Origin of the sequence: Campylobacter sp. US42a (genome assembly GCF_004379055.1) — a bacterium.
GTDB lineage: Bacteria > Campylobacterota > Campylobacteria > Campylobacterales > Campylobacteraceae > Campylobacter_D > Campylobacter_D jejuni.
On record NZ_RYYK01000001.1, the window covers coordinates 97,365 to 110,023 of the forward strand.

At 30.8% G+C, this 12,659-nt stretch carries 13 protein-coding genes and 1 pseudogene; 3 read left to right on the forward strand and 11 right to left on the reverse strand.

The window, feature by feature from the left end; translation table 11 throughout:
* Positions 1-18 precede the first annotated feature (18 nt).
* Positions 19-1,527 carry an amino acid adenylation domain-containing protein gene (locus ELQ10_RS00480; RefSeq protein ID WP_134250034.1) on the reverse strand — a complete coding sequence of 503 codons (1,509 nt, stop codon included), beginning with the start codon at positions 1,525-1,527 and terminating at the stop codon, positions 19-21.
* A gap of 60 nt (positions 1,528-1,587) precedes the next feature.
* Between ELQ10_RS00480 and ELQ10_RS00485 the strand changes: the two are divergent.
* Positions 1,588-2,804, forward strand: a pseudogene (locus ELQ10_RS00485) (DUF2920 family protein).
* Positions 2,805-2,817: 13 nt separating this feature from the next.
* On the opposite strand, the gene ELQ10_RS00490 reads toward ELQ10_RS00485, so the two are convergent.
* From ELQ10_RS00490 to ELQ10_RS00515, 6 genes are read right to left on the reverse strand one after another with little or no spacing between them, the layout of a single operon-like run.
* Positions 2,818-3,039 (reverse strand): acyl carrier protein, encoded by a 222-nt coding sequence (locus ELQ10_RS00490; protein ID WP_002777644.1) that lies wholly within the window; start codon positions 3,037-3,039, stop codon positions 2,818-2,820.
* Positions 3,039-4,100 carry a beta-ketoacyl-ACP synthase III gene (locus tag ELQ10_RS00495; protein WP_070304712.1) on the reverse strand — a complete coding sequence of 354 codons (1,062 nt, stop codon included), beginning with the start codon at positions 4,098-4,100 and terminating at the stop codon, positions 3,039-3,041. Before ELQ10_RS00495 ends, ELQ10_RS00490 begins: the two co-directional genes overlap by 1 nt.
* Positions 4,090-5,652, reverse strand: a complete 1,563-nt coding sequence (locus ELQ10_RS00500) for an HAD family hydrolase (protein ID WP_134250035.1) — start codon at positions 5,650-5,652, stop codon at positions 4,090-4,092. Before ELQ10_RS00500 ends, ELQ10_RS00495 begins: the two co-directional genes overlap by 11 nt.
* Positions 5,649-6,065: a VOC family protein gene (locus ELQ10_RS00505; RefSeq protein WP_052801152.1), complete on the reverse strand. Its 417-nt coding sequence runs from the start codon at positions 6,063-6,065 to the stop codon at positions 5,649-5,651. The genes ELQ10_RS00500 and ELQ10_RS00505 overlap by 4 nt, the downstream gene beginning before the upstream one ends.
* Entirely contained in the window at positions 6,058-6,951 is an 894-nt protein-coding gene (locus ELQ10_RS00510) for a class I SAM-dependent methyltransferase (RefSeq protein WP_134250036.1), read from the reverse strand. The genes ELQ10_RS00505 and ELQ10_RS00510 overlap by 8 nt, the downstream gene beginning before the upstream one ends.
* Positions 6,948-7,178 (reverse strand): acyl carrier protein, encoded by a 231-nt coding sequence (locus ELQ10_RS00515; protein ID WP_002901794.1) that lies wholly within the window; start codon positions 7,176-7,178, stop codon positions 6,948-6,950. Before ELQ10_RS00515 ends, ELQ10_RS00510 begins: the two co-directional genes overlap by 4 nt.
* 90 nt (positions 7,179-7,268) lie before the next feature.
* On the opposite strand from ELQ10_RS00515, the gene ELQ10_RS00520 reads away from it, so the two are divergent.
* Entirely contained in the window at positions 7,269-8,012 is a 744-nt protein-coding gene (locus ELQ10_RS00520; RefSeq protein ID WP_052775497.1) for an AAC(3) family N-acetyltransferase, read from the forward strand.
* Here the strand turns inward: ELQ10_RS00520 and ELQ10_RS00525 are convergent.
* From ELQ10_RS00525 to dcd, 4 genes are read right to left on the reverse strand one after another with little or no spacing between them, the layout of a single operon-like run.
* The gene (locus tag ELQ10_RS00525) at positions 7,995-9,260 is read right to left on the reverse strand and encodes a DUF4910 domain-containing protein (RefSeq protein ID WP_079861725.1); all 1,266 of its coding nucleotides are present in this window, start codon (positions 9,258-9,260) and stop codon (positions 7,995-7,997) included. The two genes, ELQ10_RS00520 and ELQ10_RS00525, sit on opposite strands and share 18 nt — an antisense overlap.
* A 46-nt stretch (positions 9,261-9,306) precedes the next feature.
* A complete protein-coding gene (pseC, locus tag ELQ10_RS00530) occupies positions 9,307-10,437 on the reverse strand; it encodes a UDP-4-amino-4,6-dideoxy-N-acetyl-beta-L-altrosamine transaminase (protein ID WP_070304706.1) in 1,131 nt (376 codons plus the stop codon).
* Position 10,438: 1 nt separating this feature from the next.
* Positions 10,439-11,443, reverse strand: coding sequence for a UDP-N-acetylglucosamine 4,6-dehydratase (inverting) (pseB, locus tag ELQ10_RS00535; RefSeq protein WP_052949199.1), 1,005 nt, complete (start codon positions 11,441-11,443; stop codon positions 10,439-10,441).
* Positions 11,444-11,493: 50 nt separating this feature from the next.
* Positions 11,494-12,054, reverse strand: coding sequence for a dCTP deaminase (dcd, locus tag ELQ10_RS00540; protein ID WP_002854086.1), 561 nt, complete (start codon positions 12,052-12,054; stop codon positions 11,494-11,496).
* A 148-nt stretch (positions 12,055-12,202) separates the two neighbouring features.
* Here dcd and accB point away from each other — a divergent pair, with 148 nt between their 5' ends.
* Entirely contained in the window at positions 12,203-12,658 is a 456-nt protein-coding gene (accB, locus tag ELQ10_RS00545) for an acetyl-CoA carboxylase biotin carboxyl carrier protein (protein WP_002853623.1), read from the forward strand.
* Position 12,659: the final 1 nt, after the last annotated feature.

Below are 12,659 nucleotides of genomic sequence, written 5' to 3' on the forward strand. Positions count from 1 at the left end.
AAATTATAAAATATTTATTTAAACAAGTTCTTTTAAAACTTTCCTATCAATTTTACCATTTTGATTGAGTTTAAATTTGTCAATTTTAATAAAATTTTTTGGGATCATATAAGAAGGTAATTTGTCTTTTAAAAAAGATTTAAAATCAAGCTCTTCTTTGCTTTCATAAAAACAAATAATATCTTCTTTAAAAATACAAGCACTGTTTTTTACACTTGCATGAGAATTTATCACGCTTTCTATTTCTCCAAGTTCTATCCTATGCCCCATGTATTTGATCTGATTATCCGCTCTTCCATAGCATAAAAGTTCGCCAAATTCATTATAAGAAACGATATCTCCTGTTTTATAGAGTAAATCTAAATAATTATCATGCAAAGGATTTTGAATAAAAGCTTGTTTGGTTTTTTCTTTGTCATTATAATACCCTAAAGACAAAGAAGTTCCACGCACGAAAAGCTCTCCTTTAACACCTATTTGTTTAGGGCTTATGAAATTCATATTTTCATCAAAAACTAAAAGTTCTGTATTTTTACACGCTTTGCCTATAGGTAAAAGTTCTTCATCTTTAAAAGTGCGATTTATGATATAAAAAGAACACACATCAGTGATTTCTGTTGGGCCATAAAGGTTGGCAAATAAAGCATTGGGTAAGTGTTTACGCCAAATATTTAGCTGTTTATTAGGCATGATTTCACCACAAAAAAGTATCTTTTTTAAGGCGTTTAAACTAAAATTATTCAAAGCTTCAGTATTTGCAAAATAAATCAGCACCGAAGGTACCCAAAATATAGTGCTTACTTTTTCTTTTTCAAGGCATTCTAAAATTTTATTTGGAAAGGCAAAAAGATGATTAGGTAAAAGATGTAAAGTCGCTCCTGATTTTACACTTGAAAAAATATCTAAAATGCTATTGTCAAAATAAAATGGTGCTTGATTGGCTAAAATTTCATTCTCATCAAATTTAAAAGTCTCACACACCCAAAAAGTATAATCAATCACACTCTTATGAGCTATGCTTACTCCTTTAGGAATGCCTGTGCTCCCGCTAGTAAAGAAAACATAGAGTAAATTAGTATCTATGTGTTTTTCTTTTGCATTTTTTATTAAATTCTCATCTATATTAAAACTTTCAAAGTCTTGTGTATAAAGCGTAGGCAAATCTAAGTTAAAATTTAAATCCTTTGAAGTGATAAAAAGTTTAGGTTTTAAAACCTCTATGACTTTTTCTACTCTTTCTTTAGGACTTTTCTCATCTAAAAGGGTATAAAAATTTCCACTTAATGCCACTCCAAAAAATGAAATCAAACAATCAATCCCTTTAGGCAAGATGATTAAAACAGGAGCTTGAGTAGGTTTATTATTTTTTAAAGTTTTTAAAATTTCACTGGCTAGTTTCTTAGAAAAAAGATCAAAGTCTTTATAAGTGATTTCCTTTCTTTCTTTGGCAAAGGGTTCTACAAAAGCAGTTTTTTCGCTAAATTTGATTAAACTTTTTTCTAAAAAATCATAGATATGAGTTGTCATGATTTACCTTTTTAATTTTTTGTAATATAATATCGATAAATTAATAAAAAAGGCCTTTATATGCTCATAAACCAAAGCTTTGAAATCGATTCTTGTGATGATGTAGAATTAAATATAAAAAGAACTAGCAAACTTGAATACCGCATAAGTTATGATGATGAAAAAGATATCAAAGCTATAGTTTTTATAATAGGTGGCTTTGGAGCCAATGCAAATATTTCTTTTTTAGACTTTGATAGAGAATATATCGCTAAAAATTTTGATGTAGCGACAGTAAATGTTTTTTATCATTGCTTTTGCCATAGAAGATCAAATGTTGAGAAATATAGTGCATACAAATATTTTCAAGAGGGAGATATTGAAAATATTAAAAATTTATTAAATCAGTTTCATTTTTCTTATGGTGAAATAAATAATGATAATGCACTTTTTTTAGCGAATTCTTTAGTGAAACATGTAGAAAATTTAAAAATGCAAAATAAACTTGATCATAACTTTAAACTAAATTTTACTTCCACTATTGTCCCACCCAATGGAGACTATCAAAACTATGGCATTATGCCTGCTATTGATCATATCAATGCCTTAAAAGATTTAGTTAAACGCTTTCCAAAATTTGCAGATTTACCAAAAATTTATGGGGGGGGTCATATGGAGGATATATATCTTTACTCATAGCAAAAATAGCTCCTTGGTATGTTAATGCCATTATAGATAATTCAGGTTCTGCTTTGCCTAATCTTAGAACTTTATTGGGTGATGATTATAATATAGGAAATTATATTATCCATACAGAGCATATATCATTTATTTGTTCAACAATAACTTACTGGACAAGAGAAGATGATGCTAGTCCTTATTTTTTTGGAAATGAAAATTATATGGTTCGTGCTTTGTTAAATTCTTCTCATTTGCAAATTCAAGCTAAAAAAAATAATAATATTATTTTTATAGGTTATCATAGTATTAAAGATGAGTTTGATACAGCAAAAGATAAGCAAATGTTATTTGAATTTTATAAAGCACTAGGCTATGATGCGACTTTGCATTTGATAAAAGATGAAAGCGAGATTGATGGAAGATTTATAAAGGACTTAAATCACGGCATGAGAATAAGTGATAAAGCCTTATTTAGAAAAGAACTTCCTTTAATGCTTGAAAAATTGCAAAAAAGAAAATCTTTTATGCAAGAAAATTCCATCTCTTATCCTTGTGGAAATAAAGTGTTTATATTTAAAGATGTGGGTGACAAATTTGAATTAGTGATAAAAGATTAAAACCTTAAAGGTTTTAATCAAGCTTTGCTAAATTGATTAAATCACTTACTTTTTGACAATTTTTCAAGTCCTCGGCTGTGATTTTTAAAGCAAAAAGATTTTTATAAAGCACCATCACAGATACAAAAGCCAAACTATCCCACTCATCTATATCATCAAGTAGCATATCTTCATTTAAGTCTTCATCTCTATGCATAGCTTCTTTAAGCTCTTCTAAAAATTCAGTTTTTGTCATTATTTCTCCTTTGTGTAAATTAAAATATCTTTTGTGTATAAATCCTTGAAATTTAGCACCGCACTTCCCCAGCTAAGCCCTGCACCAAAAGCACTTAAACTCGCTTTAAATTCTTTTGGAGTATCTAGTTCGCAAAGTAGGGCAGGTAGCGAACAAGCACTTAAATTAGCGTATTTTTCCATGATGAAATTAGGAACTTTATCATCATTAAGTTTTAATTCTTCTTTAATACAATCAACCAAATACGCATTAGATTGATGAAAAAGATGAAAAGCAATGTCTTTTTCTTCTACCTTGGAAAATTCTAAAATTTCTTTAAAGCTTTTAGGTTCGCATTCTAAAGCCATATTAAAAATATTTGCTCCGTCCATGTAAAGATTTTCTAATTGTCTAAACTCCTCAGTTTGCATGAGCGAATCATTGTTAAAAATATCTGCTTTAGGTATTCTCATCGCACCTTTTGGAATGATGAGTTTATCAAAATGTCTTCCATCGCTTCCAAGCTCAAAAAAAGCTTCATTAAAATCCGTTTTTTCAATCAAAGTTGCACTTACTCCATCTCCAAAAATAGGGGCTAAATTCATATTTTTAGGATGGATGAATTTGCTTAAAGTATCCCCACAAATGAGTAAAATTTTACCTAAGCCACTTTGTATTAAAGAATGAGCGACAAATAAGCCGTATAAATATCCTGCGCAAGCTTGTCCTAAATCAAAAGCTATGGTTTTAGAGCTTAAATTTAAAAGCCGATGTAAATAACAAGCCGTAGAAGGCATGAAAAAATCAGGACTTTGAGTTACTACGATGAGTGCATCAAGGCTATTTTTATCTATATTTAAACCTTGCAAAAGTGTATTGGCTGCGTGTTTTCCAAGATCACTTACGCAAGTGTTTTCATCGCAAATATAACGCGTGTTTAAACCTATGACTTTTTTCATTCTTTTAAGGGTTTTAATATCGTTTGAAAAAACGCTTTCTAACTCATCATCAATGCAAATTTTATGTTCAGGTACGCTTACGCAAATGCCTGAAATTTTGGCTTTATCAAATCTAGTTTTCATGGATTATAAGTCCTTTAAAATTTAAATTTTGAAATGAAACAAGGGCTGAGTTTTTTTCAATTTCTTTAGAAATTTGTTCTAAAAAGCTCAAAAATGGCATATTTCTTTCGCCTTTTTGATAATAAAGCCTTGCATTATTGTTTTTAAGATCAAAGAAATTTAAAGCTAGTTCAAAGGCTTTAAAAAACATTCTAGTTTCAAGTTTTCTACCTAAAGCCCTACAAGAAATGCAAAGATCATCGATAAATAAATTTCCTTCTTTGCAAGAAAAAACAAAAATAGCGATAATCCCACTATCGCTTAATTTATCGCTCATGCTCACACTTACAATGAGTTCTTTTTGCATGTGTTGTGCGACTTTTTCTTGATTTAAGCGTGTGTAATTAGCGATAAATTGATTGGTTTTGCCTAAAAGTTCGCTAATGCGAGGGATATTTTGCAGATCATTTTTGCTAAAATTTAAGCTGATTTCAAGATTTTGAAAATATTCTTCATCACTTAAGCTTTTAAGCTCTTCTCTTAAAGCATTGGCTGCTATATCTTTGGCACGAATTTGATCTTCTTTGGTGTTTGAAAGTTTTAAAAGATTGGGAAAAAGCTTGATTTTATAAAGTATATTTTCATCGCATAAAAGTGTTTTAACACCTGTAAATTTGGTATTTTCAAGCTCGGCGATATTATCATCTATAAAAAGCATAGTGTTAGTATTTATATTAAATTTTTTAGCAATTTTTAAGATATTTTCACCTTTTGGCTCCCAATTGATCATTCTAACATCAAAATCATCCCATTGTAAGATGAAATCTTTCCTTGTTTCAAAAAGTTTTTTTGCGTCTTTTTCTTCATTTTTTGAAGCTAGGGCAAGTAAAAAGCCTTGTTTTTTAAAAGTTTTAATTTTTTCTTGTAAGGTTTTGTGCAAAGGACTTAAATTAAGATTATCTATCCCCTCTTCACCTAAAATTCCTTGATACAAGGTATTATCAAGATCAAGTACAAGAGCTTTAAGAGCAGGTTTTACGAGTGCAGGGATGAGACTGAGTCCTAAAATTTGTGCTAAGAAAATCAAAGCTTTATTATTAAACTTAGAGCCTGTAAGTTCTTCTTTGGCTAAGTCTAAAATATCTTCTTTATCAAAATACTCTTTTATGAGTTTTTCTATGTTAAAAATTTCGCAATTTAAAATTTTTTTATCTGTTTTAAATTCTCCTAAACTAAGGACTAAAATAGGGCTTTGTGAAATTTTTCTTAATTTTAGAAGTCTTTCTTCTAGAAAATTTTGCACATTATTTTTATAGCGGGTTAAATCCACCCATAAAAGTTCTAAACTAGCTTCTTTAAAATTATCAAAACTCAAGCTATCATCATAAGAGCTGAAATTAAACTCAGCCTTTAAATTAGCAAAATGCAAAAAAGGAGCAATGATACTTTGCACTCCTTCAAAAGCATGATTTCTATGGATATTGATAAGAAGATCTTGACTTTTACTAAAGTCTAATTCTTTGGCAAATTTTATAAGCTCATTGCGTTTTAAATGGGGTGAAAAAAGATTCATTTTAGCTCCACAAGTTCGATTAAAAGCCTATTTGGCATCATGATAAAACAAAGTTTAGCAAAATAGCTTGCTTGCATAATAGGAACAATACAAATGCCTCCTTGTTGTTCTAAAAGAATTAAATCTTGGGCGATATTTTTACTTTCATAGGCTAAATGATACATTTTGGTATTATTTTTCAAATAGCTATCTAGTGGGCCTTTATCGTTTAAATTTTGCAAAAGTTCAAATCTATACTGTGGAAATGCTTCATTGCAAGGAATGATAAATTCGCCTCTTACTCCTTGTTTTTCATCTATAAATTCTGCTTCTTTGTAAAAACCTAGTTTAAAAAAACATTCCCTTTCTTTTTCTAAATTTTTACAAGCCACACCTATATGATGAAGGGGTAAATTGAGTGTTTTATCAAGCATTTAAAACTACTGCCATAGTGATAGCATTTTTAAATTTCAATGCTTTTTCTAAACTATAATCATTTGCCATAAAACATTCATAAGTCTTAAGCTTTAAGCCCGATTTTTCTATCAAATCTTTAACTTCATCAGGATGGGAAAATAAATAAATATGATCAATAGCAGGAGCATTGATAGGAATAGTTGCAAAAATTTCTCCTCCATCGCTAAGAAGCTCTTTAGATCTTTTAAGAAATTCAAGAGGTTTTTCTACGTGTTCTAGCACTTCTCCAATCACTATCAAATCAGCTTTTTTATCAAAATCATAAGTAAAAAAATCTTGACATAAAAAATCACATTTTGTAATCAATCCTCCTACTTGTTGTTTTACCATTTTTTGAGTAAGTTCACAACTCGTTGGAGAGATATCAAGTCCATAAAAGGCGGAAAATTTACCACTTTTAACTGCTCTTGCAAAATATTCTCCATGGCCAGGGCCTATTTCAAAATAAGTTGTTTTTGGAGTGAAATTTTTTAAATATTGTGAAAAATACTTTCTTACTTTAATATGAGCTATCCAAACAAAAGAAGAAAGAGCTAGACCTATCATGTATTGTTTCATATAACTTTGATTAAAATAAACCTTATCCTTAACTTCATCAAAGCTAGAATAACGATAAGTCCCATTTTCTATGAAAAATTTTGTTTCTTCTAGAGTATCATTAAGGATCAATAAATAACAATCGCATTGTTCTTCTATACTGATACCATCTTGAATATAATAAGAAATTAATTTATCAAATTCTTCTACGTCTTCTTGTGAAAAATCAATTTTTTTAAGATATTTAGAATGGATAGGATTTTTTTGAGCAATGGCTTGAAATAATTTTTCAATATTTTCTTTCATTTTTCAGCCTTTAGGGTTTGAATTTTTTCTAGCAAAGCGTTTTGGGATTTTAAGAGACTTAAATCTTCTTTGCTAAATTTGATTTCAAATTCCTCTTCTAAACTCATGATGATATCAATATGAGCTAAAGAAGTCCAGTTCTTGCAATTTTCCATGCTTAAATTTGTATTTTCATCTACTTTGGTTTCAAGTATATTTTCTAAAATTTCATAAAATTGTTTTTCCATTGTATAGCACTTTCTTAAGAATGTTGAAAATTAATATATTGTATCATAAAATTTTTCATTAATTATAAAATATTTTATTTAGGTTTTAACATGGAAAAGATAATACGATTTATAAATTTCTTAGAGTTAAATAAAGATGATTTTATTTTATTTACAGGGAATTTGATGCAATTTTTGCAAAATATAGATGGAGATAATAGAAAAAAATTAAATTTTTTATTAGATTGTATGAAAGATAATGTAGATACACTAGCTATTCATACTTTTAATTGGGATTTTTGTAAAGGTTTGGCATATGATATTTTAAATTCTAAATCACAAACTGGAGCTTTAGGTAATATAGCTCTTAAAAGAGATGATTTTAGAAGAACAAAACACCCTATTTATTCTTTTGCGGTTGCTGGAAAATTTCAAAAAGAACTTGTTGTGCTTGAGAATAAGGGAGCTTTTGATAATAATTCTCCTTTTGCTTTTATGCGTAAAAATAATGCAAAAATGATTATTGTAAATTTGCCTTTGCAAGATTCTTTTACTTTTGTGCATTATGTGGAAGAGTGTTTAAAAGTCGATTATCGTTTTAACAAAAGTTTTGAGGCTTTATATACAGACGAAAAGGGATTTACGCAATTAAAAACTTATGATATGTTTGTTCGCAAAGATGGAGTTTTAACAGATGTCAATGGTTTGGAAAATCTTTTTATAAAAGAAAATGTAATGGAGCTTAAAAAATTTGAAAATCTTTGCATTAAGAAAATCGATTTATCTAAAGCATATGATGTAATTGTTAAGGATATTGAAGATAATCATGCTAAAAATTTAATGAATTATGCTTAAAAGTTTATATTCTAAGATTTTTTCTAAAAGTTCTTTAAATTCATAAGCTTGCATATTTAAGATATTGGCTATATCGATGATATCATTCTCTCCATCGCAGTAAGCTAGAAAATTACAAGCCAAAGGAATGTCATTGGCAGTGCTAAGGGTATGATATAGTCCTCTTTTGCCAAGATTGGGTTCGCATACTATGGTGTTTTCATATACGGCGTTGATTTCTAGATTTAAAATCATTTCTTGCATGCTTTGAAGTCCGCCCATTAAGCCTTTTTCAGAGATAAAATTGAGATCATCTTTTGAGTTATGATATCCATCATAATCACCATACCTTGTGCGACATACTCCTACTATGCCAAGATTTACAAGCGGAGCATTGTATTGTCTTTCATCGCTTCCACGATCTAAAAAACTAAAAGCTTTGAAATTTTCTTTATTTTTAAGCGTATGCAGGGCGACTTTATCGCTTAGAGTATTTTCTTTAGGTGTGTGTATGAGTGAGTAAGCATGATCATCGCCTAAGCAAGAAAGCACAAAGCCTGCTTTGACATGTTTTTTTAAATGTTCTAAATGTTTACTAAGATAGACTATAGAGCCTATGGTTTCAGGGATGATGACAAAGCGGTAATTATATTTTCTTTCTTTTAAACTCAAAAGCCATTTTGCTAAGAAAATAGCCACCACAGGGCCGCTAAGCTCATTATTCGCCATGGAAGGGTGGCAAAGATAGGTTGAAATTAAAATTTCATCTTTTGAATTTTGTGTGCTAGGTAGGATAAAATCAGCATAGTCCAAAACCCCATTTTCATCATGTTTTGCATCGATATAAACTTTGTATTTGCCTTTTTTGAGTTTTTTTCTTTCATTATGCGTGAGACAAAATCCCCAACGCCTTTTGTAATAACTCGTTACATAAGGAATAGCATCAGGCATTTCTTCTATGGAAAAAAGATGATCTTGAAGTTCTTCTAGTTCGATTTCTTGATCGATAGCTTCGCTATAGTTTAGAAGGTGTAAATTATGCTTTTTAAAATCACAAATTTTTTCTCCTTCTGGAGTGATGATATAAGCTTCTTTGGCATTCCATTCATCAGGAACTATCCAGTCAAAAACCTTTGTGCCACTTTTGATAGAGTGAAATTTGAGTATACCCCCCCCCAGAGTTTTATTTAAAATTTCTAAACTAGCTCTAAAACCTTGCCCTGTGATGCTTCTAGGGATGGGAAAAAGTTCACAAGCTAGTTCATACATAGCCTTTCCAGTTTGGCTAAAATCTTGACTCCTAAAGTCTAGCTTATTATCCACAATATCCCTTTTTAACTTTTTCAAGAATGCTAAATAAAGTATCTTTTACAAATTTTGCATCTTTTAGATTCATTTCTTGATGACAAGGTATGCTAAGCTCGGCTTTGTAAAAATTATCCGCATTTTGAAGTTTTATTTCTCCTAAGAGTTTTTTATAAAAACTAAACTCATAAGTTGGTTTATAATGCACCTGCACGCCAATTCCTGCATGAAGTAAGCTTTCAAAAAGTTCTTCTTTTTGACAATAAAATTCAGGAAAAAGCAAAATAGGGTATAAATGTCTTGAGCTTTTTTTATAATCTTTGATTTTTATCGTGGAGAAATAAGGATTTTTTTCAAATTCTTTATCATAAAATTTTGCGATTTCTTCTCTTTTTTCAAGATTGCGATCGAGTTTTTTAAGCTGGTTTATCCCTAAAGCACAAGCAACATCACTTAAGCGGTAATTATAGCCAAGTTCTACCATATCGCTATCCCAAAGCCTTTTTTTAATGATACCATGGCTTCTTAAAAGCTTGATTTTAGCGATAAGCTCTTCATTATCACTCACCACAGCTCCACCTTCAAAAGTGGTAATAGGTTTAACAGGGTGAAAAGAAAAGATAGAAAGATCAGCTTTTTTTCCTACTTTTTCACTTTTATATAAGGCGCCTAAAGCATGGCTTGCATCATCGATTAAAGGGATATTGTATTTTTTAGCAAGGTTTGAAATTTCATCCATTTCAACGCTATTGCCCGCAAAATCCACTACGCTAATAGCTCCTATATTTTCACTATCTTTTAAAAGTCTTGCTTCTAGTTTTTTTTCATCGATATTGCCATCGTTTTTAATGTCGATAAACTCTACCTTAGCTCCTGCCATTAAGGCCGCATTAGCCGTAGCAGCGAAGGTTAAAGGAGTAGTTAAAACGATTTTTTCTTTGACGCCTAGTGCTGTGTAAGCAAGATGAAGGGCTGAAGTGGCTGAGTTTAATACACAAGCGTGTTTTACGCCCACATATTCACAAAGGGCTTCTTCAAATTCATCTACCTTTTTACCCCCTGTTAAAATTTCATCTTTTAAAGCTTTTGTAAGTGTATCTATATCGCTTTGATCGATGTTTTGATGAGAATAAGTAAGCATTTTAAAAACCTTCGGTGTGATTGATGATTTCTAAAAGTTCTTTTTCGCTTGCCCATAAAGGATTATTATCCGAACTATAAGAAAAACCATCTTTTACTTTTTGTCCTTTTTCGCCTAGGGCATTGATACTAAAGTCATTATCTTTATCTACAAATTTAATACTCGGGCTTATAGCATAGTAGTTTTCAAATTCATAGGTTAAATGACTATCATCGCTTGAAATCATGATTTCATGTAGTTTTTCTCCTGCTCTTATGCCTATGATTTTATGGCTTAAATGAGGAGCTAAAGCATGGGCTAGATCGGTGATTTTCATCGAAGGAATTTTAGGGATAAAGATTTCTCCTCCGTGCATTCTTTCAAAATTACTCAGTACAAATTTCACTCCATCTTCAAGGCTGATCCAAAAACGAGTCATTCTTGTATCGGTGATAGGAAGTTCTTTGGCTCCTTCACTGATGAGTTTTTTAAAGAAAGGCACTACCGATCCTCTTGAACCTACAACATTGCCATATCTTGTAACACCAAAGCGTGTTTGTTTGTTGCCTGCTATATTGTTTGCAGCGACAAAAAGCTTGTCGCTTGCAAGTTTGGTTGCGCCGTATAAATTTACAGGATTGCAAGCCTTGTCTGTGCTAAGAGCGATACATTTTTTAACCCCATTTTCAAAACAAGCGTCGATGACATTTTGCGCACCGTGTATGTTTGTTTTTATACATTCCATAGGGTTATATTCAGCAATAGGCACATGCTTCATTGCAGCAGCATGTATAACAAAATCCACATCACGCATAGCAGCACTTAAACGCTCTTTATCTCTTACATCTCCTATGAAATAACGCATACAAGGAGCATTAAAAACGCTTGCCATTTCAAATTGTTTGAGCTCATCACGAGAATAAATGATAATCTTATTAGGTTTATAGTTTTCTAGCAAAACCTTAGTATAAGTTTTTCCAAACGAGCCTGTTCCGCCCGTGATTAAGATATTTTTTTTGTTAAACATTTTGCCTTCCTTTGCTTAAGTTTTTTTTAAAATTAAAGCAATAAGTGTTCCTATTTTAAAATTCTTGGCAAGGTTATGCCAGTTTGGGCTTGATACTTGCCTTTTTTATCTTTATAAGTGGTGTCACATTTTTCATCGCCTTGCAAAAACAACACTTGCGCTATACCTTCATTGGCATAAATTTTTGCAGGTAAAGGTGTAGTATTTGAAATTTCTATAGTGATATGTCCTTCAAAACCTGGTTCAAAAGGGGTAACATTGACGATGATGCCACATCTTGCATAAGTGCTTTTGCCAAGACAAATAGCTAAGACATTATCAGGCATTTTAAAATACTCTATAGTTCTAGCTAGGGCAAAAGAATTTGCAGGAACTATACATACATCGCCTTCAAAATCTACTACATTTTCTTCTACGAAATTTTTTGGATCCACTACAGTTGAATTAACATTGGTAAAAATTTTAAACTCACGCCCTACACGTATATCATAACCATAGCTTGAAAGTCCATAGCTTACCACACCTTTTCCTATATTTGCTTCGCAAAATGGTTCGATCATCTTGTGTTCTAATGCCATTTTTCTTATCCAATTATCCGCTTTTAAGCCCATTTTTAACCTTTTTAATATTTGTAATTTTTTGTAAGGATTATAACCTAAAAAATCTATATTTTTTATGATTTTTTTCTTTTTTAAAGTTAAATTTCAAGTTTTTTTATATAATACAAGGTTAAGTTCTTAAATTTTGTAGGAGAATTTTATGACAAAAGAAGAAATTAAAGAGTTAGTCAACCTTTTTGCTGAAGCAAATATTAGTAAAATTAAGATCAAAGAACAAGATGGTTTTGAAATAGAACTTGAAAGAGATATGTGCTGCGATGTTCCAGCTCCTGTTTGTCCTCCAGTTCCAGCTCCACAACCTATCAATGTAAGCGTTGTAAACGAAGCTCAACCTAGTCAAAGTGTAAAATCAAACAAACCAAGTATAAACAGCCCTATGGTAGGAACTTTCTATCAAGCTCCAAGTCCAGGTGCAGCACCTTTTGTAAAAGTAGGTAGTACGGTTAAAAAAGGCGATACTATAGCTATTATCGAAGCGATGAAAATCATGAATGAAATTGAAGCGGAATTTGATTGTAGGATCGCTGAAATTTTAGTTGCTGATGGTCAGCCTGTAGAATTTGGAATGCCTTTATTTGCGGTGGAGAAATTATAAA